Source organism: Ruegeria sp. CH8, assembly GCF_056536985.1.
In genome coordinates this window covers 1-22320 of record NZ_JBQFQR010000006.1, presented here as the reverse complement: position 1 = coordinate 22320, position 22320 = coordinate 1, and the positions used below count along the sequence as shown (strand labels likewise).

Annotated in this window: 26 protein-coding genes; 16 read left to right on the top strand and 10 right to left on the bottom strand. The window is 60.3% G+C overall.

Annotated features, from left to right (window positions below; genetic code table 11):
* Window positions 1-119: 119 nt before the first annotated feature.
* Entirely contained in the window at window positions 120-1070 is a 951-nt protein-coding gene (locus ACR0ER_RS08305) for an L-threonylcarbamoyladenylate synthase (protein WP_480768512.1), read from the top strand.
* Here the strand turns inward: ACR0ER_RS08305 and ACR0ER_RS08300 are convergent, their stop codons facing one another.
* Entirely contained in the window at window positions 1071-1625 is a 555-nt protein-coding gene (locus tag ACR0ER_RS08300) for a YqgE/AlgH family protein (RefSeq protein WP_170333211.1), read from the bottom strand.
* A 146-nt stretch (window positions 1626-1771) separates the two neighbouring features.
* Between ACR0ER_RS08300 and ACR0ER_RS08295 the strand changes: the two genes are divergently transcribed.
* Together ACR0ER_RS08295 and ACR0ER_RS08290 are read left to right on the top strand one after the other, a co-directional pair.
* Complete coding sequence (locus ACR0ER_RS08295; RefSeq protein WP_480768511.1) at window positions 1772-2584, top strand: protein-disulfide reductase DsbD domain-containing protein; 813 nt, start codon at window positions 1772-1774, stop codon at window positions 2582-2584.
* Between the two features lie 3 nt (window positions 2585-2587).
* Window positions 2588-3007: an NUDIX hydrolase gene (locus ACR0ER_RS08290; RefSeq protein WP_480768510.1), complete on the top strand. Its 420-nt coding sequence runs from the start codon at window positions 2588-2590 to the stop codon at window positions 3005-3007.
* On the opposite strand, the gene ACR0ER_RS08285 is transcribed toward ACR0ER_RS08290, so the two are convergent.
* From ACR0ER_RS08285 to ACR0ER_RS08260, 6 genes are all read right to left on the bottom strand, one after another.
* A complete protein-coding gene (locus ACR0ER_RS08285; protein WP_480768509.1) occupies window positions 3004-6405 on the bottom strand; it encodes an efflux RND transporter permease subunit in 3402 nt (1133 codons plus the stop codon). The genes ACR0ER_RS08290 and ACR0ER_RS08285 overlap by 4 nt on opposite strands.
* Before the next feature lie 5 nt (window positions 6406-6410).
* The gene (locus tag ACR0ER_RS08280; RefSeq protein ID WP_480768508.1) at window positions 6411-7865 is read right to left on the bottom strand and encodes an efflux RND transporter periplasmic adaptor subunit; all 1455 of its coding nucleotides are present in this window, start codon (window positions 7863-7865) and stop codon (window positions 6411-6413) included.
* 106 nt (window positions 7866-7971) lie between these two features.
* On the bottom strand, window positions 7972-8514 hold the full coding sequence (gene moaB, locus ACR0ER_RS08275) for a molybdenum cofactor biosynthesis protein B (RefSeq protein WP_480768507.1): 543 nt from the start codon (window positions 8512-8514) through the stop codon (window positions 7972-7974).
* A gap of 6 nt (window positions 8515-8520) precedes the next feature.
* Window positions 8521-9141 carry a LysE family translocator gene (locus ACR0ER_RS08270; protein WP_480768506.1) on the bottom strand — a complete coding sequence of 207 codons (621 nt, stop codon included), beginning with the start codon at window positions 9139-9141 and terminating at the stop codon, window positions 8521-8523.
* Window positions 9138-9737: a metallophosphoesterase family protein gene (locus ACR0ER_RS08265; RefSeq protein WP_480768505.1), complete on the bottom strand. Its 600-nt coding sequence runs from the start codon at window positions 9735-9737 to the stop codon at window positions 9138-9140. The genes ACR0ER_RS08270 and ACR0ER_RS08265 overlap by 4 nt, the downstream gene beginning before the upstream one ends.
* Window positions 9737-10501, bottom strand: coding sequence for a uracil-DNA glycosylase (locus ACR0ER_RS08260; RefSeq protein WP_480768704.1), 765 nt, complete (start codon window positions 10499-10501; stop codon window positions 9737-9739). The genes ACR0ER_RS08265 and ACR0ER_RS08260 overlap by 1 nt, the downstream gene beginning before the upstream one ends.
* An 85-nt stretch (window positions 10502-10586) precedes the next feature.
* On the opposite strand from ACR0ER_RS08260, the gene ACR0ER_RS08255 reads away from it, so the two are divergent.
* The 10 genes from ACR0ER_RS08255 to ACR0ER_RS08210 all read left to right on the top strand — a co-directional run bounded on the left by ACR0ER_RS08255 (window position 10587) and on the right by ACR0ER_RS08210 (window position 17173).
* Window positions 10587-11216, top strand: coding sequence for a scavenger receptor class F, member 2 (locus tag ACR0ER_RS08255; protein WP_480768504.1), 630 nt, complete (start codon window positions 10587-10589; stop codon window positions 11214-11216).
* Window positions 11217-11275: 59 nt separating this feature from the next.
* A complete protein-coding gene (locus tag ACR0ER_RS08250) occupies window positions 11276-12211 on the top strand; it encodes an aspartate carbamoyltransferase catalytic subunit (RefSeq protein ID WP_170333197.1) in 936 nt (311 codons plus the stop codon).
* Window positions 12208-12726: a hypothetical protein gene (locus ACR0ER_RS08245; protein ID WP_480768503.1), complete on the top strand. Its 519-nt coding sequence runs from the start codon at window positions 12208-12210 to the stop codon at window positions 12724-12726. The genes ACR0ER_RS08250 and ACR0ER_RS08245 overlap by 4 nt, the downstream gene beginning before the upstream one ends.
* A complete protein-coding gene (locus ACR0ER_RS08240) occupies window positions 12711-13097 on the top strand; it encodes a hypothetical protein (protein ID WP_480768502.1) in 387 nt (128 codons plus the stop codon). Before ACR0ER_RS08245 ends, ACR0ER_RS08240 begins: the two co-directional genes overlap by 16 nt.
* Complete coding sequence (locus ACR0ER_RS08235; RefSeq protein WP_480768501.1) at window positions 13094-13555, top strand: hypothetical protein; 462 nt, start codon at window positions 13094-13096, stop codon at window positions 13553-13555. Before ACR0ER_RS08240 ends, ACR0ER_RS08235 begins: the two co-directional genes overlap by 4 nt.
* Window positions 13552-14832: a dihydroorotase gene (gene pyrC / locus ACR0ER_RS08230; protein WP_480768500.1), complete on the top strand. Its 1281-nt coding sequence runs from the start codon at window positions 13552-13554 to the stop codon at window positions 14830-14832. Before ACR0ER_RS08235 ends, pyrC begins: the two co-directional genes overlap by 4 nt.
* Window positions 14832-15437 carry a glycerol-3-phosphate 1-O-acyltransferase PlsY gene (plsY, locus tag ACR0ER_RS08225; RefSeq protein ID WP_480768499.1) on the top strand — a complete coding sequence of 202 codons (606 nt, stop codon included), beginning with the start codon at window positions 14832-14834 and terminating at the stop codon, window positions 15435-15437. Before pyrC ends, plsY begins: the two co-directional genes overlap by 1 nt.
* Window positions 15434-15703: a hypothetical protein gene (locus ACR0ER_RS08220; RefSeq protein WP_480768498.1), complete on the top strand. Its 270-nt coding sequence runs from the start codon at window positions 15434-15436 to the stop codon at window positions 15701-15703. The genes plsY and ACR0ER_RS08220 overlap by 4 nt, the downstream gene beginning before the upstream one ends.
* 195 nt (window positions 15704-15898) lie before the next feature.
* On the top strand, window positions 15899-16372 hold the full coding sequence (locus ACR0ER_RS08215; RefSeq protein ID WP_480768497.1) for a YHS domain-containing (seleno)protein: 474 nt from the start codon (window positions 15899-15901) through the stop codon (window positions 16370-16372).
* Window positions 16373-16639: 267 nt separating this feature from the next.
* Window positions 16640-17173 carry a porin family protein gene (locus ACR0ER_RS08210; protein ID WP_480768496.1) on the top strand — a complete coding sequence of 178 codons (534 nt, stop codon included), beginning with the start codon at window positions 16640-16642 and terminating at the stop codon, window positions 17171-17173.
* Between the two features lie 49 nt (window positions 17174-17222).
* On the opposite strand, the gene ACR0ER_RS08205 is transcribed toward ACR0ER_RS08210, so the two are convergent.
* Window positions 17223-18206: a quinone oxidoreductase family protein gene (locus tag ACR0ER_RS08205; RefSeq protein ID WP_480768495.1), complete on the bottom strand. Its 984-nt coding sequence runs from the start codon at window positions 18204-18206 to the stop codon at window positions 17223-17225.
* 192 nt (window positions 18207-18398) lie between these two features.
* Here ACR0ER_RS08205 and ACR0ER_RS08200 point away from each other — a divergent pair, with 192 nt between their 5' ends.
* On the top strand, window positions 18399-19256 hold the full coding sequence (locus ACR0ER_RS08200; RefSeq protein ID WP_480768494.1) for a DUF2189 domain-containing protein: 858 nt from the start codon (window positions 18399-18401) through the stop codon (window positions 19254-19256).
* A 34-nt stretch (window positions 19257-19290) separates the two neighbouring features.
* Here the strand turns inward: ACR0ER_RS08200 and ACR0ER_RS08195 are convergent, their stop codons facing one another.
* Together ACR0ER_RS08195 and ACR0ER_RS08190 are read right to left on the bottom strand one after the other, a co-directional pair.
* Window positions 19291-20277, bottom strand: a complete 987-nt coding sequence (locus ACR0ER_RS08195) for an NAD(P)H-quinone oxidoreductase (protein ID WP_480768493.1) — start codon at window positions 20275-20277, stop codon at window positions 19291-19293.
* Window positions 20278-20333: 56 nt separating this feature from the next.
* On the bottom strand, window positions 20334-21026 hold the full coding sequence (locus ACR0ER_RS08190; protein ID WP_480768492.1) for a COQ9 family protein: 693 nt from the start codon (window positions 21024-21026) through the stop codon (window positions 20334-20336).
* Between the two features lie 111 nt (window positions 21027-21137).
* Between ACR0ER_RS08190 and rpsU the strand changes: the two genes are divergently transcribed.
* Together rpsU and ACR0ER_RS08180 are read left to right on the top strand one after the other, a co-directional pair.
* Entirely contained in the window at window positions 21138-21344 is a 207-nt protein-coding gene (rpsU, locus tag ACR0ER_RS08185) for a 30S ribosomal protein S21 (RefSeq protein WP_005614280.1), read from the top strand.
* A gap of 295 nt (window positions 21345-21639) precedes the next feature.
* The coding region (locus tag ACR0ER_RS08180; protein WP_480768491.1) for a CAP domain-containing protein at window positions 21640-22320 on the top strand (681 nt) is incomplete at its 3' end.

Genomic DNA, 22320 nt, shown 5'->3' with positions numbered 1-22320 from the left:
TGTATGGTTTTTCGCGGGTGGGGTTGGAAATTGCAATGCCCACCTTTATGCATCCTTGATCAATTCGATTACCTAGCCACCCAAATGGTACAAGCAATCAAAACGCGGCGTCACCAGATATGATCCCTAACGGCACATTGGATTTATCCGCTGATCCCGGCGGAATCGCACAGGCGGCGGACTTGCTGCGGCAGGGACTGCTGGTCGCTTTTGCGACCGAGACCGTCTATGGGCTGGGCGGCGATGCCCGCAATGGTGAGGCAGTGGCCAGCATCTATGCGGCCAAGGGGAGGCCCAGCTTCAACCCACTGATCGCGCATGTGGCCTCGGTCGAGGCAGCACAGCGGTTTGTTGAATGGTCCGATCGGGCCGAAGCTCTGGCTGCTGCTTTCTGGCCCGGCCCGCTGACGATGGTGCTGCCCCTGCGCGACGGGCACGGGATTTCCCCGCTGGTCACGGCAGGACTGGACACGCTGGCAGTGAGGGTGCCCGCCCATGGCACCGCGCGGACGTTGCTGGCGGCGTTCGACGGGCCGGTCGCGGCCCCGTCTGCCAATCCTTCGGGTCAGATCAGCCCCACAACCGCCGATCACGTACGTGCCGGGCTGGACGGGCGCATTGCGGCCATTCTGGATGACAGCCCGTGCGGTGTCGGGCTGGAGTCCACCATTGTTGGATTGGCCGGAGACCCCTCTCTGCTGCGCCCGGGCGGCGTGGCGCTGGAACAGGTCGAATCCGTGCTGGGTACAGAACTGCACATCCATCAGGCCGGAGATCTGCTGACTGCGCCGGGCCAGTTGCAGTCGCACTACGCCCCGGACGCGCCGGTGCGTCTGAATGCAGAGAACCGGCAAGGGGATGAAGTGTTGCTGGGCTTTGGCCCGGTCGATTGCGATCTGAACCTGTCGGAAAACGGCGACCTTACCGAGGCTGCGGCCAACTTATTCTCGGCTCTCCATACGCTGAACGCCACGGGCCGCCCGATTGCAGTGTCACCAATCCCGGATCAGGGTCTGGGTACCGCCATCAACGACCGCCTGCGCCGCGCCGCGGCACCGCGCGACAGCTGATCAGGCGCGCCCAGCGCTGGCCGATAGGGTCAGCGGGTCAACACCCAGCGTTGCCAGAGCGGCCCCCCATTTCTCGTCATCGGGCACGTCGAACACCAGTTTCTGAGTCGCGTCGGTGGTCAGCCAACCATTCATGGCGATCTCATCCTCCAACTGGTCGGGTCCCCAGCCGGAATAGCCCAGCGCCAGCGTCGAATTCAAAGGCCCACGCCCCGAGGCCAAATCCTCGAGCACATCCAAAGTCGCTGTCATACTGAAATCGTCCGAAATCTGCATCGAATGCAGGTTGGCCTCATAGTCCGCGCTGTGCAGGACAAAACCGCGCGACATCTCGACCGGACCGCCGAAATGTACCAGACGCTCACCCACAATCGGGATTCGGCAAGGAATATTCAGTTGCTCAAGCAGGGTTTTGATTCGCAAATCCGAGGGTTTGTTGATGATCAGCCCCATCGCCCCGTCTTCGCCGTGGCTGCACATGTAAACCACCGAATGATCGAAGCGCGGATCACCCATGCCAGGCATCGCAATCAACAGTTTTCCGGTCAGGTCCATGGATTTACATCTCTTGCTTTGTCCCCCTTCAACAATGGCCCCGGCGCAGGGGGATTGGCAAGGGATGAGGCCACATTTCGCCAGATTTCATCCCGGTGACCGGAACGTGACTTGGAATCCCGGGCCGGACCGCGCATTTATGGGGTATGAAGCGTTATCTTAAGTCGAGTGCGTTTGCCCTGACCGCCTGTTTCGCCCTGACCGCTCCTGCGCAAGCGCAGGTGGTGGACGGCGTTGTGCAACTGGATGTGCTGGATGGCGGGCGCACTGCGAATGGCACCTATCTGGGCGCCTTGCGGTTGACGTTGAAGGACGGCTGGAAGACCTATTGGCGCGCGCCGGGCGATGCCGGTATCCCACCGCAGTTTGACTGGCGCGGATCGCAGAATTTGGGCGATGTGACCATCACCTGGCCCGCGCCCGAAGTATTTGTGCAGAACGGCCTGCAATCCATTGGCTATGCCGATCAATTGGTGCTGCCGGTTGAAATCACGCCCAAGAATCCCGCCAAACCCGTGCGGCTTCGTGGCGATATGGATCTGGGCGTTTGCAAGGACGTCTGCATCCCCGAACGGTTGGACTTCGACCATACGCTGAACGCCGACGCGGGCCGCAACCCGGCCATCGCTGCTGCGCTGGCCCAACGCCCCTATTCCGCGAAAGAGGCGCGCGTGACCGGCGCCAGTTGCCACCTGACCCCGACCTCAGACGGGATGCAGATCGAAGCCCGCGTAAAAATGCCCTCGGCCGGAGGGCGCGAGGTTGCCGTTATTGAGCCAGGGAACCCGGCGCTTTGGGCCTCGCAGCCGGAAACCACGCGGCAGGGCGATACTCTGGTGGCAACATCCGAGGTGATCAGCGCCTCGGGCGGGCCTTTCGCTTTGGACCGGTCCGAGATCCGGATAACGGTATTGGGTGCCAACCACGCCGTCGACATTCAGGGCTGCAGCGCGGGCTGATTTATGGAGAAAACCCCGAAGATCGGTGCGCTGGCTGTCGTCGTGCATGACGCAAAGGTGTTGCTGGTGCAGCGCAGCAAGCAGCCGGACGCAGGGTTGTGGGGGTTTCCCGGCGGTCATGTGGAATGGGGAGAAACCGTCATGCAGGCGGCACAGCGCGAGTTGCGCGAGGAAACCTCGGTCATTGCCGAGCCGCTGCACTATCTCGATAATCTGGACCTGTTGCGCCATGACGCGCAGGGCATCGTGCAGTCGCACTACCTGCTGGTCGGTGTCTCATGTCAGTACCGCTCAGGCTCGCCACTGGCCGGAGACGACGCGCTGGACGCCCGCTGGTTTCCGATCGATCAGATACGACGGGGTGATCTGCCCATGAGCGACCGGGTCACCGACCTGCTTGAAACCGCCCTGCGCGCACTTTAGGTCGCCTTCACTCTGAAGCGCACATAGAGCAGGCTGGACAGCACAACACTCAACACAAGGATCGGCACGGCACCGGCGATGAAAGCACCCAGCCCCATTTGCAGGGCCGCAATGCCCTCTGACCCCGGGTAGAGTCCCGACAACAGGCCGACAGGCGCGCCCGAAATCGCAGGCCAGACCATCGTAACGCCGAACCAAATGAGCAGCGCCAGCCCGGTGGCAGTAACCGCACCCTGCACCACCCGGTCCGGCGCACGTAATGCTCTACGCATCGCAGTCATCGGACGTGACAGGTCATTCAGAATGGCCAGCAAGGCAGGCACCAGAAGCAACACCAGCAACATGCCGAAACCCAACCCGTAGACCAGCGTGATCACCGAGGGCTTGAGGAACTGCGCCTGTTGCGAGCCTTCATAGAGCAGCGGTGTCAGGCCCAGAACCGTGGTCAGAGTCGTCAGCATCACCGGGCGCAACCGGTCCGCCGTGCCCTCGACAATCGATGGCACCAGCCCGCGGTCCTGCTGATAGGCGTCGATGGTTGTCACCAGAACAATCGAGTCATTGATGATGATCCCGGTCATCCCCAACAGGCCGATCACGGTGAACATGCTTAGCGGTACATCCCATATGTAATGCCCCCAGATCGCGCCAACCAATCCAAACGGAATGATCGCCATCACCACCACAGGCCGGGTCCAGCTGGCAAAGACCCAGGCCAGTACCAGGTAAATACCGGTCAGACACAGGATCAGACCAGTGCGCGCTTCGGTCAGGAACTCATCCTCCTGCTCGCTCAGACCCGCCATTTGCCACTCGACCTGCCGTTCGGCCGCGATGTTGGGCAGAATCTCTTCGCTCAGAGCGCGGGCGATTTCCGCCGCGCGGGTCGGGTCATCCTCGGAAATATCGCCAATAACCGATATCACCCGCAGACCATTCTCGCGCAGCACGGATGCGAACCCCGATTTACGCTCGACTGACACGATATCGGCCAGCGGCACATAAATCCCGTCCGGCGTGCGCATCAGCGTGCGTTCCAGGAAATCAGCGGTCAACTCGCCCTCGGGCAGTTCCACACGAATCTCTGCACTGCGTGGGCCATCGGGGAAGGTTGCAGCTTCGATCCCGTTCAGCCGGTCGCGCAGCACGCGGCCCAGCGTTTCAATGCGAAAGCCCAGCGCCTGCCCCTTGGCGGTCAGGTCCAGAATGAAGTCTTCCTTGTCATAGGCCAGATTGTCCTCAAGCGCCGAAACCTCGGGGTATTTCGACAGCTCGGCCTGCAAGTCCTCGGACGCCGCCTTGAGCGTGTTCACATCTGCGCCATAGAACTGCACGTCGATTGCATCGCCGCCGGGGCCAGAGCGCCAACCCCGGAAGGTCAAAAGCTCGACCTTGGGATGGCGCGGCACGAAGTCCTGTAACTCGCCCACGAACTCAAAGCTGGAATAGGGGCGCAGGTCCGAATCGATCAATTCAATCGAAATCCCGCCCAAGAGGTCCTGATCCTTGCCATCCGCTGCAGCCAGGTTGAACCACCCGGCATTGCCGCCGACCTCGGCCAGAATATAGTCGATGGGATTGCGGCCATAACGCTCTTCGTAGATCTGGCCCAACTCTTCGGTGGCGCGCTGCATCTGATGCATCATTTCCAGTGTGTCTTCGCGGGTGGCACCTTCGACCATGATGAAATTGCCGGTGACCGAGCCCCGTTCCGGCGCGTTGAAGAAGCGCCAGTTCACGTCACCCTTGATGAACAGGGCAATCTGACTGGCCAGGATCACCACCATCACCGCCACAACCACATAGCGCGCCCAGACAACCCAGGCGATCAGCGGGCGGAACAGGTGATCCCGCACCCAGCGAAAGCCACGATTGACCACGCGGTTGGGCCAATCATACCAGTGTTCCTTGGCCGAATGCGTAATCGCATGGGCCATGTGGTTCGGCAGGATCAGGAAACACTCGATCAACGAGGCAATCAGCACCGCGATCACGGTAAAAGGGATGTCGCCGATCAACTCTCCGAACCGGCCACCGATGGCCGTCAGGCCGAAAAACGCGATCACGGTGGTTAGAGTGGCGGCAAAGACCGGCATCGCCATACGCCGCGCGGCGCGTTCGGCGGCCACAACCGGAGCTTCGCCCAACCGTCGGGCGCGAAAATCGGCGTGTTCCCCCACAACGATGGCGTCGTCCACCACGATCCCCAGCGTGATGATCAACCCGAACAGCGAGATCATGTTGATCGACAGCCCACCGATATACATGAAGGCAACAGCCGCGGACATTGCCACCGGGATACCTGCGGCGACCCAGAAGGCGATGCGTGCGTTGAGGAACAGGAACAACAGACAGACCACAAGGCCCAGTCCCACCAATCCGTTGTCGACCAGAATATCCAGACGCTCAGTGATGGCCTGAGCGCGGGTTCGGATCAGTTCGATTGTCACGCCTTCGGGCAGGCTGGCCTGAAGCTCGGCCACCACATCCTCGACCGTGTGTTGTATTTTGATGGCATCGCCCAGATTGGACCGGTCTACCCGCACCGACATGGCCGGGTTTTCACCGACAAAGTAACTGCGATTGCGGTTGACCCCCTCGACCCGAATGGTCGCCACATCCCCCACATAAAGGCTGGAGCCGTCGGCAAAGTTGCGCAGCGTGATACCTTCGATTTCTTCAGGGGTGCGCTTTTCGGTGCCGGTGCGGATACGTGCATTGGCCCCGGTCACATCTCCGGCCGGGTTGGTTATTGCCTCAGCCGCGATGGCTTGGGCGATCTCTGACAGGGTAATGTCATTGGCGATCAGCTGCGCTGTTGGAACCTCGACCACCACGCGAGGCGCGGCAATGCCCCGGATCGTTGTGCGGGTCACTCCGGCAGCAAACAGGCGATTGATCAGCTCGTCGGTGAATTTGGCCAGTTGGTCCGGATCAACCGGGCCGGTTACGACCACATCCGTCACCCGGTCCCGCCAGGCGCCACGCCGGATCGAGGGCTCTTCGGCATCCTCGGGCAAGTCCGTTACACCATCGACGGCGGTCCGAACCTCATCCACGGCACGCGACATGTCCCAGTTAGGCTCGAATTCCAGCCGGATATTTGCCCGTCCTTCACGAGAGGTCGATGTCGTGCTGGCAACCCCTTCGACCGCCAGCAGGGCCGGTTCCAGCAGTTGCACGATGCCGTTGTCCACGTCCTCTGGGCCAGCGCCTTCCCAATCGATATTGACGTCGACACGTTCAAGGATCACGTCCGGGAAAAACTGGGCCCGCATCGCCGGGATCGCCGCCGCACCCAGAACCAGCATGACCAGCAACAGCAGGTTGGCGACCGTCCTGTGGCGAGTGAAGTAGCTGAGGATACCGCCCGCCGCGCCGGGGATCTCGCGCATCATGGCGTCTAGCCCCCTGCCCGGGTCTCAATGCTGCGCACCAGCGAGGCGGGAACCTTGGGCGCGCTGAGTTGGCTCAGGGCGCTGGCCTTGGCCTCGTTGGTCATCTGATCGCTGGCCTCGACCTGCGCGACAAGCTGGGCCCTTTGTTGGTCGGACAGTTCGACCATGCCCGGATCGGCCCCGGCATTGGCCTCATCCCTTAGCGGGCGGACGCGAACCCCGCCGCCCAGCAGCGGCGTGCGGCCAATCACGACCTCGCGCCCAACCAACCCCTGACCGCGCAGCAAAACCTCATCGCCCTGACGGCGGATCAGCTGAACCGGCAGTGCCTCGAGCCGGTCATCGGTGCCCAGAACCAACACCGTTCCAGCCGCATCCAGAACCGATGAGGGCAAGCGCACCACGTTATCCAACGGCTGTTCTTCGACCGTCACAGTAACAAAATCTCCGGGTTTGAACCCCGGCGCATCCTCCAGCCTTGCATAGATCAGCCGCCCGGTCTGCCCTTCACCCGCCGAGCCGCTATCGCGGCTGATGCGGCCGTGGGCCATCAGATCGGTGCCCGTGACCTCAAGCGATACGGTGACCGGTGCGTTTATCAGATCGCCCTCGGCATCCAGCAGACGCACATACTGTGCGGTCGAAACACGAAAGGCCACCTCAAGCGCGGTGGGATCAACGAGTTCCGCCAGCTTTTCATTGGCCGAGACCAGACGCCCTTCGACCAGCGTCACATCCGTCAATGTCCCAGCAAAGCGCGCGCGGACGGTCATATCATCCAGATCGCGTTCAGCAGCCTCCAGCGCGATGCGGGCGCGGGCCAGCAAGGTGGTCGCCTGATCGACCCGCGATTCCGCCTGCGCCAGTGCGATACGACGTGCCAGCACCGACTGTTGCGCCGCCGCCTCGGCCAGTTCGGCCTCTTCCACCGCGGCAGGCGTTCCGACCCCGCGACCCTGCAGGTCCTTCTGGCGCTGCAAGGCACGCCCGCGCAGAGCCGCCTGCGCCTCGGCCGAATTCAACTCATCCTGCGCCAGCAGCAATGAGCGTTCAGCGTCGCGTTCTTCGAATTGTGCATCCAGCAAGTCGGACTTGGCCCGGTCTAGCGCCGACTGCGCGTCAGCCGGATCCAACTCCACCAAAACCTCGCCCGAGGTAACGACACCGCCATCCTCGAAATCCTCGGCCAGAGACAGCACACGCCCGCCCAGCGCCGCGCGCAGCTCCAGACGGCGACGGCTCTGAACCTCGCCAAAGGCTTCGAGGTACGGGGTAACGGTTTCAAGCTCAGCCGGGCGCACGCTGACAGCAAAGATGCGTTCGCGCGCCTCGGGCGGCTCACTGTCGCGATTCAGCGCATCTTGCACCGCGCCGGTGATCAACTGCACCGCGACAAACAGCAGAGCCAGCGTCAGAAACGCCAGAAAGACACCAACAAGGCTTTGCCTCAGAAATCGCATCTATTATTCACCCCGGTCGCATCAGGCTGCCACGTGCAAAAGGTAGCCGGGCACAGAAAAATGCCAAGCCACAAAGCGTTTACGAACAGTTAAACGTGCAGACAGTCTACTTCCGTCGCAGATGTTCGTCCAATCTGGGCATTATTTCCACGAAATTGCAGGGGCGGTGGCGGTAATCGAACTGTTTTTCCAGAATTCCGTCCCAAGCGTCCTTGCAGGCACCGGGGCTGCCGGGCAGCGCGAACAGATAGGTCCCGCCTGCCACACCGCCCGTGGCACGGGACTGCACGGCTGATGTGCCGATCTTTTCCATTGAGATGATGGTGAAAACGGTGCCGAACGCCTCAATTTCCTTTTCATAGACGTCGCGATGCGCCTCAACCGTCACATCACGGCCCGTCAGGCCGGTGCCTCCGGTCGAGATCACGACGTCAATTTCAGGATCTTCGATCCAAAAACGCAGTTGTGCTGCGATCTCACCGCGTTCATCCTGTATGATCTTGCGGTCAGCCACCGAATGACCCGCGCGTTCAATCCGGTCAACCAGCGTCTGGCCCGAGCGGTCCTCGTCCAGCGACCGGGTGTCCGAGACGGTCAGAACGGCGATCCGAACTGGAATGAACTCTTTGCTTTCATCAATGCGCGACATGTGGCGTTAGGCCCTTTCCATGATGACAAGCCGAACGGCGAGGGCGGTGAAAATCCCCCCCGTCACCCAACCCATGATACGAGAGGCGCGTGGGTTCGAAATCAGAACCTTGCCCGCGCCACCGGCAAAAATACCCACCAGCCCGTTCACGACAAACCCGCTCAGCGCGATAATCAAGCCGAAAATCAGAAACTGCGGCAGGATCGGGCCGGTGGTGGGGTTCACGAATTGCGGGATAAAGGCCAGCACGAACAGGATGACCTTAGGGTTGGTCAAGTTGACGACCATCCCATCCCGAAACGCATGGCTTGTGGGCTTCGTGGGCGCATCGGAAGACACCGCCCCATTCCGTATGGCACCCCATGCCAGATACAGCAGATAGGCCACGCCCATCCAGCGGATGACATCAAACAGCCATGGCAGGCTGTTCACTGCGGCACCCAGCCCCAGCCCGGCCAGCAACACGTGCACCATTAGCCCCAGCGAGATACCCGCGCTGGCCACCAGCGCCGGTCGGGCACCCGACCGCAGACCCTGACCAAAGCAGAACATCATGTCAGCGCCGGGGGTGAAATTCAGCGCCAATGCTGCCGGGATGAACGCCAGCAGAGTGACCGTTTCTATCATGTAGTGACCTCGAACCAGTTTACCTTGGGCCCCAGATTGGCGATCTGAGTGCGGCCGAGTGTGCCGCGATAGCCCCAACTGTCATGAATATGACCACAGAATGCGTATTGCGGCTGCAGGCGCTCCACTGCGTCCCGTACAGCAACCGATCCAACCGCGTCGCCTGCCGACGTGACATCGCCATACCCCTTGGGCGGCGAGTGCGCGATCAGAATGTCGGCACCGTCGCAACGATCCAGCAACTCGGTAGCTTCGGCATCGGTCAGGTCGCAGGACCAGTCGCCAAACGGCGTGACCGGCACGCCATAACCCAGCCCGAACAGGCGCAACCCGTCCATGGTCATGCCGGTGCCGTGCAGCACATGACCGCCTTCGGGCGCGGCATCGGTCAGTTCCTGCGCGCTTTCCGCGTTTCCGGGCACCATGACGAAGGGCGCAGAGATTCCGGACAGCATCTCCATCGCGTCATCCAAACCACGTCGCGAGTTGCAAAAGTCGCCCGCCCCGATCACCAAATCTGCCTCGGCGCTGGCGGCCACGATATCGGCGGCACGATTGCGCGCCATATGCAGGTCGGAAAACGCCAGAATACGCATTATTTCCCCTCCAGCCGAACCTTGAGTTCCAGCAGATCCGCCCAAGCCTGTCGCTTCATCTGGGGCTGGCGCAGCAGATAAGCGGGATGGAACATAGGGATAACAGGAAGGTTCAACGCCTGATCCCATTGTCCGCGCAAACGGGTTATGCCGCGTTTGCCCAGCACCGCCTGACAACTGATATTGCCCATGATCACCAGAACCTCAGGCTTGGCAAACGCCACGTGTCGTTCAAGGAACGGCTTCATCATACCGATCTCTTCGGGCTTTGGATCGCGGTTCTGCGGAGGCCGCCACGGCAAGACGTTGGTGATGTAGACATTCTGGCTGCGATCCAGATCAATTGCCGCCAACATCCGATCCAGCAATTGCCCGGCGCGACCGACAAATGGCTTGCCCTCGCGGTCTTCCTCACGGCCCGGGGCCTCGCCAATGATCATCACCCGCGCACCCGGTGTGCCGTCGGAAAACACCAACTGCCGCGCACCGCGTTTCAGCTCGCAATGATCGAACGCTTCCATCGTGGCCTTCAATTGGTCCAGCGACCCGGCTGACTGTGCAGCCGATTTTGCCACCGCGACCGGGTCCACTTTTTTCGGTTTCTCCGGGGCAGCCGGTTTTACAGCGGGTTTCTTGGCCTTGGGGGCAGTATCGGGCAGCGCATACCGATCCACCGGCACATCACCGATCGCATCCGTTGCGCCCAGCTCGATCTGCCAGTCCAGCAGCGCCCGTGCAGTATGATAGTCCAAAGCCGATTCCATACCCCTCAATCTAACCAGCTTTTGAACGAGGGAAAGCGAATAGGCCTTGATCGGGCGGTCCGTCGCACCGACCATTGCGGTATTCATGCTGGTCCTGTTGCGATTCCTTTTGATTTTCCTGCTGCTGATCCCTCTTGGCGGACCGGCCTGTGCGCAGTTGTTCGACCGCAGCAGCCAATGCCGAGGCGGACAATTCCAATGTGGCTCACGGTGCTGTTCGGGCGGGCAGAGATGCAGCTTTGACGGCTACTGCATCCCCTTGGGTGGCACCTATTGCGGCGGTGGGCGAACCTGCGGACCGTTTGAGCGCTGTGTTCCCGGCAGCACCCGCTGCGCACCGGCGGGTGCTAACAAATGCACTTCGCGCCTGGATTGCCCCGGCGGCACGGTTTGCAACGCACGCGGCGAATGCGAACGCAGAACGCCCGGTTTTGATCCGAACACGGCAATCGAGGGTCTTCCCACGCTATGCGATGACGGCCAGTCCTGTGCGGCGGGGTCGTCCTGTCTGCCGGGCGGCGGATGCTCACGCCCCGGCTGGTTTTTGTGCGAAGAGACAGACTCGCAATGCCGCCCCGGATTCAAATGTTCCGAACATCAGGGCTGCGTTCCGATCAAGGCCGTCGATTGCGGTTACGGCAAGTGGTGCAAACCCGGCGAGCAGTGTTTGCCTGAGGGTGGGTGCGAGAAACTGCCCGAAGGGTCTGATCCTTAGGTTGCCCTCGCGCGCACAGCTTCCTATAAGCGGCTCGATTGTCAGACAGGAGCCCGCCCATGCGTTTCGCCCATCGTCACCTTCTTGGCATCGAGCATCTGTCGCAATCCGATATCACAGCCATCCTTGATCTGGCCGAGAAATATGTCGACATGAACCGCCAGTCGACCAAGCATTCTGACGTGCTGTCGGGGCTGACGCAGATCAACATGTTCTTCGAAAACTCAACCCGCACGCAGGCCAGTTTCGAACTGGCAGGCAAGCGTCTGGGCGCGGATGTGATGAACATGGCCATGCAGGCCAGCTCGATCAAAAAGGGTGAGACCCTGATCGACACGGCGATGACGCTGAACGCGATGCATCCCGATCTTTTGGTCGTCCGGCATCCCCATTCGGGCGCAGTTGACCTGCTGGCCCAGAAAGTGAATTGCGCCGTACTGAACGCAGGCGACGGGCGGCACGAGCACCCGACGCAGGCGCTGCTGGACGCGCTGACCATTCGCCGCGCCAAGGGCCGCTTGCACCGTCTCAACATCGCGATTTGCGGTGACGTGGCCCATTCCCGCGTGGCGCGGTCGAACCTGATCCTGCTGGGTAAGATGGAAAACCGCATTCGTCTGATAGGGCCGCCGACGCTGGTCCCCGGCCAATTCGCCGAGTTCGGAGCCGAGATTTACGACGACATGAACGAGGGCCTGAAGGACGTCGATGTCGTCATGATGCTGCGGCTTCAGAAAGAGCGGATGGATGGCGGCTTCATCCCCTCGGAACGTGAATATTACCACCGCTACGGTCTTGATGCCGCAAAGCTGGCACTGGCCAAGCCCGACGCCATCGTCATGCACCCCGGCCCGATGAACCGTGGGGTCGAGATCGACGGAACTCTGGCCGACGACATCAACCGATCGGTCATTCAGGAACAGGTCGAGATGGGCGTGGCCGTCCGCATGGCCGCGATGGAACTGCTGGCCCGCAATCAGCGAGACGCCGCATGAGCAATCTGACCGTCGCCCCCCATGAACGTGGCGTAATCCGCCTGTTCACGCTGGACATGCGCCCGGAAGAGGCGAAGTTCCTGCGCGAACCGGGCGCCGCCGATCAGGTCTTGGGCGTGACGGGGCTGGATACGGATCAGATCGACGTCTTTCCGGTCTCGGATCTCGAAGATCTTGGGCTTTATGGCTATCTGAACGAGGGCTGTGGTGTGTCCGCCGATCAACTGGACCGCACCGCGCTGGAGGCTATCGAAGGCTGGGTTATGGTCGTCCGCAGTGCCGCCTTTGGCGACCGCGCGGCGACGCTGACGCCGGACCCGAGGCTGCATCTGGCCGGTCTTTACACCGAAGAGGCCACGAACTGGACCGGCGGCCCGATTGAAACCGAAAGCGCCAAGCCGTTCTCGGCGCCACAAACCGCGCAGCAGGATGACAGACCCCGCCGCATCGGTTCGGCCCTTCTGGCGGTGGTGATCCTGCTGGCAATCGGAGGTGCCTTGTGGCTAATCCTGTGATCTTCGCCCCCGACAAAGGCGCCTATATCCGCACCAACGCATGGCTGGCCGCCTTTGCGATGGCAGGCGCGATGATTATCCTTTGGCTGATCGGCAATCCCTATCCCTGGACCGGCGCACCGGCAGGCCTTGCCGCCATCGGCATTCGCGCGTGGTATCTGGCCTCAGAGGAACTGGTCGCCACGTGGGAGATGACCGACACCACCCTCACCGGCCCCGGCCCGCGCAAAGTGGCGCTGAACCAGATCAAAGCCGTCAACGTTTTGGGCAGCTTCGTCCAGATCGTCACCAAGGGCGGTGACAAACACCTGATCAAGTATCAGGCCGATCCCGCCGCCACCAAAGCCGCCATTGAAAGGGCGATTGGATGACCGTCGCCGACAAGGATTGGTGGCACAAACGGATTCCCGATAGGGAAGAGGTACTGTGGGCAGGCCGTCCGGATCAGGGGTATTTTCCACCTCGGTTTGCATGGGCCTACAAGGGTGTGCTTGCTCTGATCGCTACCATTTGGCTGGCAAGCCCCTGGCTCTTTGAAACTGTCCGCGATTTTTGGAAGTTGTTTTCCTGTACTATCGCGTTTGGTTTTGTGTTGTGGGCCGATCGGTGCGTCAGGTCGCAACAAATTTATGTCGTGAAATCGGAAAATGCATGGAAACTCAACAAAGACCTGAAGTCAAAGTGCCTGAAGATCGACCAGTTTCTGAATTTCCGCTCCGGTCGTCGAGCAGTGTTGTTTTCCCGCCACCCCTTTTTCGCATTTGAACATCTGCCCGACCCCGATGCCGCATTGAAGGCACTCACCCAAGCCCGAGAGGCCTCGAAATGACTGCTGTACTCTTTTCAAACGCCCGCCTGATCGACCCGGAAACCGGCACGGACAGCCTCGGCTGGCTCCAAGTGAACAATGGCAAGATTGCCGCGCGCGGCGAAGGGGATGCTCCGGCCTCGGACGCGCAGGTCATTGACTGTAATGGCAAATGCCTCGCCCCCGGTATCGTCGATATCGGCGTCAAGGTCTGTGAGCCGGGTGAGCGCCACAAGGAAAGCTATAAATCCGCCGGTCTGGCCGCCGCTGCCGGAGGGGTGACTACCATCGTCACCCGCCCCGATACGCTGCCCGCCGTGGACACGCCTGAAACGCTGGAATTCGCCACCCGGCGCGCGCAGGCGGATGCGCCTGTAAATGTGCTGCCCATGGCCGCGCTGACCAAAAACCGCGAAGGGCGTGAGATGACCGAGATCGGCTTTCTGCAGGATGCCGGGGCCGTCGCCTTTACCGATTGCGATCACGTCATCGCCAACACCAAGGTGTTTTCCCGCGCCCTGACCTATGCGCGGTCCTGCGGCGCGTTGGTCATCGCGCACCCGCAAGAGCCCGGCCTGAGCAACGGTGCGGCGGCCACCAGCGGCAAGTTCGCCGCCCTGCGCGGCCTGCCCGCGGTGTCACCTATGGCCGAACGGATGGGACTGGATCGCGACATCGCGTTGCTGGAAATGACCGGGGCTGCGTATCACGCCGACCAGATCACCACCGCCCGCGCCCTGCCCGCGCTGGAGCGCGCCAAACGTAACGGGCTGGACATCACCGCCGGGACTTCGATCCACCATCTGACCCTGAACGAACTGGACGTCGCCGACTATCGCACCTTCTTTAAGGTCAAACCGCCGCTGCGGTCCGAGGATGACCGGCAAGCGGTGATCGACGCAGTGCGGACCGGACTGATCGACATCATCAGCTCGATGCACACCCCGCAGGATGAGGAAAGCAAGCGCCTGCCTTTTGAAGAGGCGGCCTCGGGCGCGGTGGCGTTGGAAACGCTGCTGCCTGCGGCGCTGCGCCTGTATCACGCAGATCAGTTGGACCTGCCGACCCTTTTCCGGGCCATGGCGCTGAATCCGGCAAAACGACTGGGGCTGGACTCGGGTCGTCTGGCCGAGGGTGCACCCGCCGATCTGGTGCTGTTCGACCCGAATGTGCCTTTTGTGCTTGACCGGTTTTCATTAAAATCGAAATCGCAGAACACACCGTTTGACGGCCAGCGGATGCAGGGTAAGGTCACCGCAACTTATGTAGCAGGCCAAGAAGTTTACCGGAGAACCTGATGCCCCCACTTGACGCTTCGACGACCCAGTTGATCCTCTGGGCCGCCATTGGGTATTTGATCGGATCGATCCCGTTCGGAATGATCGTTGCCAAGGTCATGGGGCTGGGCAATCTGCGCGATATCGGGTCGGGCAACATCGGCGCGACCAATGTCTTGCGCACCGGAAATAAGGCCGCCGCGGCACTGACGTTGGTTTTTGATGCTGCCAAGGGGGCTGTCGCCGTATTGCTGGCCCGTGCGATGGTCGGAGAAGATGCCGCTCAGATTGCCGCCCTGACCGCATTTCTGGGCCATTGCTTCCCTGTCTGGTTGGGGTTCAAAGGCGGCAAGGGTGTGGCCACCTTTCTGGGCCTGTGGTTGGCGCTGGACTGGCGCGTGGGTGTTGCCTGCTGCCTGAGCTGGCTAGTCGCGGCCGCGATCTGGCGGATTTCCTCGCTGGGCGCCCTGGTGGCGGCGGCAACGTCAACTATCTGGATAATGCTGCTGACGGATAGCGCGACCTTTTTCCTAGGCATCGTCCTGACCCTTTTGGTCTATTGGCGCCACAATGCAAATCTGGCGCGGATCAGGGCCGGGACTGAACCCAAAATTGGCCAGTCTTGACCGCGCCACACGCATTCCTGACCTCATTTTTTGGCATTCCTCTCGGCTCGTCTACCGGGCGGAACAAAGGCAAACGGTATATCGTCAGTCGCACGGAACTTGTCGCGGGCAAATCGCACAAGCTCGTTGCACATGAACTGGGCGGTAGCGATTACATCAGTCTGAACCTTTATCTGACCCAAAACAGCGGCGCATCGCTGCGCCCCTGCGAGATGTCGGCAGAAAAGGTCATCGCCTTCGTCATTGCGTTCGAACCCGATCCGTAACCTCGCCCTGCGCGCTTTCGAACATTACCCCTTCATCCGCGCACATTCACAATTGATTGTTTTGAACGTGATGAGCCGATTGCCCACTTCGGTTGCGTGACGGCCAATTACCGGTCGCACGGACAAAAATCCAAAGGGGTGTCCTGGTGCAATTGCCGCGCCGCCGGACCATCCGTTTCACGAAAGGTGAAAACAATGAACAAGTTCAAATCCATCATTGGCGGCGTCGCGCTGTCCGTTGCAATCGCAAGCTCGGCCCTGGCGGCTGGCGTTGAACTGAACGCAAGCTCGACCGGTCTGGCGCTGCAGGGTTACGACCCGGTTGCCTATTTCACCGATGGTGAACCGACCAAAGGCGATTACCGTATCACCACGTTGCACAACGATGCGCTGTACCGCTTTGCCAATGAAGAAAACAAAGCAGCGTTCGAAGAAAACCCCGAAGCCTACCTGCCCGCATACGGCGGTTACTGCGCCTTTGGTGCCGCGATGGGCTTCAAGTTCGACGGTGACCCGAACCACTGGAAAATCGTCGACAACAAGCTGTACCTGAACCTGTCGCAGGACATTCAGGAACGCTGGGAAGGCGACATCCCGGGCTTTATCGAGCAGGCCAGCACCAACTGGGAAAACATTGCCGATAAATCTCCGGCAGAGCTGCAGCAATAACTCGCTGACAGGATTTACAGATCGGCGGCAGAACACTCTGCCGCCGATTGCTGTTTGAAACGCACTTATTGAAGACCTACATCTTTAGCAAACAATGCGTCCGCATAAGCGGACCGATGCAGCCACAGAGAAAACAGTGGCGCCTCTTTTCGGGTCGGAATGTTTGAACGCGCTGTGATCCGGTTGTGAGACCGGATCGTAGTGATGATTGCAGACGAAAAAACACCGCAAAACTGCTGTGTGGCAATTCGAACGAAAGGTTAAACAATGACAGGTAGATTTCTATTAGCTTCAGCAATAGCAACCGTTGCGGCCGGATCGGCAATGGCGCAATCCTCGGGCGACTGGACTGGATTTTATGGCGGTGCACAGATCGGCTACGCTGATGTAGACACCAACATTTCGGGCGTGGATGGCAACGGCACCATCGGCGGTATCATTCTTGGATATGACTATGATCTGGGCGATTGGGTCGTTGGTGGCGGTTTTGACTATGATTGGACCGGCATCGACCTGACTCCGGGTGTCGAGGTCGAGGACGTTTGGCGCATCAAAGTACGGGCTGGTTACAATGTCATTCCTGAAGGCCTGCTTTACGGGGTAGGCGGTTATGCCAAGGCCGGGACCGACAGTCTTGGCAGTGACGACGGATGGTTCATTGGCGCAGGCTACGAACAGATTGTTGCTCCGAATATCAGCGTCGGTGGCGAAATCCTGTATCACGAATTCAACGACTTTGATTCGACAGGCATCGACGTGGACGCAACAACTGTTCAGATTCGCGCAGCCTATAGATTCTGAAGCTCCTCGACACTAGACTCGGCGGCTTTCGCGCCGGGTTCGGTGTCTGTTACAACTCCAGAACCGTGCTGCCTGTGGTTTGGCGTGCCTCTAATGCACGGTGAGCATCGGCAACCTGATCCAGCGGAAAACGCTGATCGATATGAATCTTAACCTCTCCACCCATGACCTTGCCGAACAAACGCCGCGCCATCGCCTGACAAACCGCCTGATCGGAAAGGTGGGTGAATAAAGTCGGGCGCGTGATCTGGAGTGAGCCTTTCTGGGCCAGAGTGCCGATTTCCAGCAGAGGTACAGCGCCCGACGCATTGCCAAATGAGATCATCATTCCCAACGGCCTCAGACAATCCAGCGATCCGTCGAACGTATCTGCTCCGATCGAATCCATTACCACATCCACACCCTTGCCACCGGTGAGTTCAGCCACTCGTTCGACAAAGTTCTCTTTTTGATAGTTGATGCAATGAGCCGCGCCGTTGAACTGCGCCAGACTACACTTGTCATCCGTCCCGGCAGTACCGATCAGGGTAATCCCCTCGGATTTCGCCCATTGGCAAGCAATCAGGCCGACACCCCCCGCCGCCGCGTGGAACAGCACAGTATCACCACGTTTCAGTGGCGTGGTACGGTGAAAGAGGTATTCGACCGTCATACCCTTCAGCATCATCGCCGCCGCCGCATCAAATGGTATCCGGTCGGGCAAGGGGCAGACCTGTGCGGCGGGCATCACCCGTGCTTCGGTGTAGGCACCGGCGGGCGTAGCGGCATAAGCGGCGCGTTGACCGGTTTCCAGATGGGTCACACCTTCGCCGACGGCTTCGATCACGCCAGCGGCTTCCATCCCCAAAGCGTGCGGCAAGTCCATCGGATACAACCCCGCGCGCTGATAAACATCTATGAAGTTCAGTCCACACGCATGGTGCCGGATGCGCACCTCTCCGGGCCCGGGGGCACCCAAGGGGCGGTTTTCAATCATCAGAACTCCGGGGCCGCCGTGTTGATGGATGACGACGGTTTTTGCCGATTTCTGCATGCTGATCTCCTGTTGCCTGAACCCAAGCTAACACGCCTGATAATATGGGCAATCGGCACGATTCCGCGTCACGCAACCGCAACGCGAAATAATGTGCTATACTGGTACTCAGGCGTTGCCGGCTGGTCCGGCCAAGGGCAACCAAAGCCGGAATCACCCTGCTGCGCAGACTCGCATAGGGAGGGGACGACGATGGCCAAGACAATTGGAAATCCGATCAGTTGGACCGCCCGGAACATCGGGGCGACCAGCGATCATATTGCAGAAAGCGTAAACCGTATCGGCAGCGCCGATACAAGGCACCTGCCTAAGGTGCAAACCCTGACAATGCAGGACCTGAGGGCCTGTCTGCGGGCGGGCTACAACGATTTTCTGGAAACACGAGCCGATGCCATATTCATTGTACTGATCTACCCCATCGCGGGGTTGCTGATGTTCGGGTTCGGGTTAAACCGCAGCATGGTGCCGCTACTGGCACCGCTGATCCTGGGATTTGCCCTGATTGGCCCGATTGCCGCTGTTGGTCTGTACGAAATCAGCCGCAAACGCGAACAGGGTGGCGAGGTACACTGGCTGGACGCGTTCGGGGTGTTCCAGTCGCCGTCATTCGGCGCAATCCTGATGCTGGGCTTTTATCTGGTCATGTGGCTGCTTATCTGGCTGATGGTCGCGCAGAGCATCTATGTCCACACGCTCGGCCCCGACCTGCCCACATCTATCGGCGCCTTTGTCACGCAGGTGTTCACTACCGGCGCGGGCTGGACGATGATCATCTTCGGCAACGCGGTCGGGTTCCTGTTTGCGCTTGTCGCGCTGGCCGTCAGCGTCGTCAGTTTCCCGCTGCTGCTGGACCGCAAGGTGGGGCTGCCGGTGGCGGTCGTGACCTCGGTCCGGGTGCTGCGACACAATCCCGGCGTGATTCTGGCATGGGGTTTCATCGTCGCTACCCTGTTGGTCATCGGCGCAATCCCGATGATGTTGGGGCTTATCGTGGTGATGCCGGTTCTGGGTCATGCCACGTGGCACCTGTATCGCCGCGCGGTCGCCTGACGAACGGTGCGCGGGACACGCCCGCGCTGCCCGGTTAACCCGCGACTTTCAGGACGATCTTGCCGATATGGCCCGAGCTTTCCATCCGCGCGTGTGCCGCTGAGGCCTCTGCCAGATCGAACTCGCTGTCCATGACGGGGGCAACCTTCCCGGCCTCCAGCAACGGCCAGACCGCTTCGCGCAGCTCCTGAGCGATCCTAGCCTTGGCCAGATCGCTTTGCGGGCGCAGGGTGCTGCCGGTCAGAGTCAGGCGTTTGACCATCATCAGGGCGAAGTTCAGTTCGACCTTCGGGCCCTGCAGAAAGGCGATCTGCACCAGACGGCCATCCTCGGCCAGCGTTTTGACGTTGCGCGGGATATAGTCGCCGCCCACCATATCAAGGATCAGGTTCGCGCCGCCTTCGGCGCGCATGACGCCGACGAAATCCTCATCCCGGTAATTGATCGCCCGCTCGGCACCCAACTTGACGCAGGCCTCGCATTTCTCTTCCGACCCGGCGGTGGCAAAGACCCGGGCGCCAAAGGCATGAGCCAACTGGATCGCCGTTGTACCGATGCCGCTGGAGCCGCCATGCACCAGAAACCGCTCACCCGCTTTCAACCCGCCGCGCATGAAGACATTGGACCAGACGGTAAAGAAGGTCTCAGGCAGGCAGGCGGCCTCTTTCATGCCCATTCCGGTCGGAACCGGCAGACAATGTGCGGCAGGCGTGGCCACATATTCGGCATATCCGCCACCGGGCAACAAGGCGCAGACCTGATCACCGACCGAGAACCCCTCGACACCGGTGCCTGCAGCAACCACTTCGCCCGACGCCTCAAGTCCCGGCAGATCGCTGGCACCCGGAGGCGGGTCATAGGCCCCGGCCCGCTGCAACGCATCAGGGCGATTCACGCCCGCGTAGGCAACTTTAAGGATTACTTGGCCATTTTGCGGCTCGGGCGCCGGGCGTTCGGTTAGTTGCAGAACATCCGGGCCGCCGGGCTGCGAGATTTCTACGGCGCGCATCATCTGGGTCATGGGCAAATCCTCCTTTGCCCAATGCCTAACAGGCAATTTCCGGAAGGCCCAGACGCTTACTTACGTGGGTTCAGCATCCCGGGCAGATCGGCACGCATTTTCATTGGCGGCTTCACCTGACTGGCGAACCAGTTTGGTACCGCCAGAAACGGTTTGAACAGCGGATTGTCGTTCACCTGCGCCTTGAGCTTTTCAAACTGCATGACGTTATCAATGCGGCGGTCCAGAAACGCCCACGTCTTTTCGTGGTCGGGCGAATCATCCCCCAGCCAGAACAACAGGGTCGAGGAATACACCCCCGATAGCGTCGCGCGTTTGGTGTACCAGTTCATGTCATCCGAGGTGTCGCCCAGCGTATCCCAGATCAGATCACAGGTCTGCCACAACGCCTTGGCCCCGTCCGCCGCATGTGTCGGCAGAGAAAACAGTGTCATGCCGCGGCGCACCAGTTCCTTATCCGATACCGCTTCAAGCCGGAACCGAACGGCGGTCGCCACGCGTTCGCGGAACTTCAGCTCACTCAGATCGGTGGTATTCAGGCGTTCCACCATGGCCGCATCCCCACGCGCGTGAAACGCCAATGCCAGATCGACCGCACCGCGGGGGCAGATTGCTCGCGCCAGACCGTCATCCAGATCGCAATCGGTGATCGCGGCGCGAAAGCTGGCTTCGGACCAGCCGTCAAACGGCACATGGATCAGAATCGCGTCCAAAAGCTGTTGTTTTGCATCTTCATAGGTGACAGTCATGGCGGTTCTCCGGTTCTCGGGGCCAGTACTAGACAAGATAGACCGGCTTTGCTATACGGCCAACTCCTGCAATTTCCTTGCAACTCTATCTAGAAAGGTGGTGACAACCACATGCAGGTTAGTGTTCGCGACAATAACGTCGATCAGGCGCTTCGTGCCCTGAAGAAAAAGCTGCAGCGCGAAGGCGTGTTCCGAGAAATGAAGCTTAAGCAACATTTCGAGAAACCGTCCGAGAAAAAAGCGCGCGAGAAAGCTGAAGCGATCCGCCGTGCCCGTAAACTGGCACGCAAGAAAGCCCAGCGCGAAGGTCTGCTCTAAGATCTCACTCGTCCAGCTTTGGATGACACTATTTGACGACCCCCGAGGCCCTGCCCGGGGGTTTGTCGTTTCAACCACCGGTTGCAAGTCGCCAAATGAGCCACCGAATTAGGCGGTAAATTGCCAGGCTCGGCGTTGTACGTTTTGACCGGCATATTGCAGCGCAGCGAATCTCGTATCGGCAGCGCAGACCTGCCGGATTTTGCCGAAAATGGACGCCCCCCCTGTTAGACCATCCGATGCCCCCTGTAAGTGGCCTCGTCTGCACAGACGACCACTTTAACTGGAGGCAACCATGTCGACTGCAAGTACATTCGAGCAAGAAATGTTGGCGTTGATCAACGAAGAGCGCACATCCCGCGGTCTGAACCCGCTGCAACTGGAAACCCGCCTGAACGATTCGGCCGAAGATCACAGCACCTGGATGCTGAACACGGATACATTCAGCCACACCGGATCGAATGGTTCCAGCGCGACCGAGCGCATGCGGGACGCTGGTTTCGACTTTTCCGGCAGCTGGCGGTCCGGCGAAAACATCGCATGGCAATCTGAACGTGGCGCATCAGGCATCAGCGATGATGTCGAGCAACTGCACCAGAGCCTGATGGACAGCCCGGGCCACCGCGCCAATATCCTGAACCCTGATTACGAATATATTGGTATCGGCATCGAGGAAGGTGACTACAACGGTTGGGACGCTGTCATGGTAACCCAGAACTTTGCCACCACGGATGGAACAGTAGTGCTGGACGATGGGGTAACACCGGTACCGCCAGCGGAAGAGGTCGTTGAACCTGAACAGCCTGTGGCGGAAGCGCCCGAAGCCGACGTTACTGATACCGAAGAACCGGCAGTAGAAACGCCCGAAACCGACGTCACCGAAATCGAAGAACCGGTAGCCGAAACACCCGAAACCGACGTCACCGAGACCGAGGAACCGGTAGCCGAAACGCCCGAAACTGACGTCACCGAGACC

Coding starts and splice junctions, on each gene's coding strand:
- ACR0ER_RS08305 (WP_480768512.1), top strand. CDS start 120: ATGATCCCTAACGGCACATTGGATTTATCCGCTGATCCCGGCGGAATC.
- ACR0ER_RS08300 (WP_170333211.1), bottom strand. CDS start 1,625: ATGGACCTGACCGGAAAACTGTTGATTGCGATGCCTGGCATGGGTGAT.
- ACR0ER_RS08295 (WP_480768511.1), top strand. CDS start 1,772: ATGAAGCGTTATCTTAAGTCGAGTGCGTTTGCCCTGACCGCCTGTTTC.
- ACR0ER_RS08290 (WP_480768510.1), top strand. CDS start 2,588: ATGGAGAAAACCCCGAAGATCGGTGCGCTGGCTGTCGTCGTGCATGAC.
- ACR0ER_RS08285 (WP_480768509.1), bottom strand. CDS start 6,405: ATGATGCGCGAGATCCCCGGCGCGGCGGGCGGTATCCTCAGCTACTTC.
- ACR0ER_RS08280 (WP_480768508.1), bottom strand. CDS start 7,865: ATGCGATTTCTGAGGCAAAGCCTTGTTGGTGTCTTTCTGGCGTTTCTG.
- moaB (WP_480768507.1), bottom strand. CDS start 8,514: ATGTCGCGCATTGATGAAAGCAAAGAGTTCATTCCAGTTCGGATCGCC.
- ACR0ER_RS08270 (WP_480768506.1), bottom strand. CDS start 9,141: ATGATAGAAACGGTCACTCTGCTGGCGTTCATCCCGGCAGCATTGGCG.
- ACR0ER_RS08265 (WP_480768505.1), bottom strand. CDS start 9,737: ATGCGTATTCTGGCGTTTTCCGACCTGCATATGGCGCGCAATCGTGCC.
- ACR0ER_RS08260 (WP_480768704.1), bottom strand. CDS start 10,501: ATGGAATCGGCTTTGGACTATCATACTGCACGGGCGCTGCTGGACTGG.
- ACR0ER_RS08255 (WP_480768504.1), top strand. CDS start 10,587: ATGCTGGTCCTGTTGCGATTCCTTTTGATTTTCCTGCTGCTGATCCCT.
- ACR0ER_RS08250 (WP_170333197.1), top strand. CDS start 11,276: ATGCGTTTCGCCCATCGTCACCTTCTTGGCATCGAGCATCTGTCGCAA.
- ACR0ER_RS08245 (WP_480768503.1), top strand. CDS start 12,208: ATGAGCAATCTGACCGTCGCCCCCCATGAACGTGGCGTAATCCGCCTG.
- ACR0ER_RS08235 (WP_480768501.1), top strand. CDS start 13,094: ATGACCGTCGCCGACAAGGATTGGTGGCACAAACGGATTCCCGATAGG.
- pyrC (WP_480768500.1), top strand. CDS start 13,552: ATGACTGCTGTACTCTTTTCAAACGCCCGCCTGATCGACCCGGAAACC.
- plsY (WP_480768499.1), top strand. CDS start 14,832: ATGCCCCCACTTGACGCTTCGACGACCCAGTTGATCCTCTGGGCCGCC.
- ACR0ER_RS08215 (WP_480768497.1), top strand. CDS start 15,899: ATGAACAAGTTCAAATCCATCATTGGCGGCGTCGCGCTGTCCGTTGCA.
- ACR0ER_RS08210 (WP_480768496.1), top strand. CDS start 16,640: ATGACAGGTAGATTTCTATTAGCTTCAGCAATAGCAACCGTTGCGGCC.
- ACR0ER_RS08205 (WP_480768495.1), bottom strand. CDS start 18,206: ATGCAGAAATCGGCAAAAACCGTCGTCATCCATCAACACGGCGGCCCC.
- ACR0ER_RS08200 (WP_480768494.1), top strand. CDS start 18,399: ATGGCCAAGACAATTGGAAATCCGATCAGTTGGACCGCCCGGAACATC.
- ACR0ER_RS08195 (WP_480768493.1), bottom strand. CDS start 20,277: ATGACCCAGATGATGCGCGCCGTAGAAATCTCGCAGCCCGGCGGCCCG.
- ACR0ER_RS08190 (WP_480768492.1), bottom strand. CDS start 21,026: ATGACTGTCACCTATGAAGATGCAAAACAACAGCTTTTGGACGCGATT.
- rpsU (WP_005614280.1), top strand. CDS start 21,138: ATGCAGGTTAGTGTTCGCGACAATAACGTCGATCAGGCGCTTCGTGCC.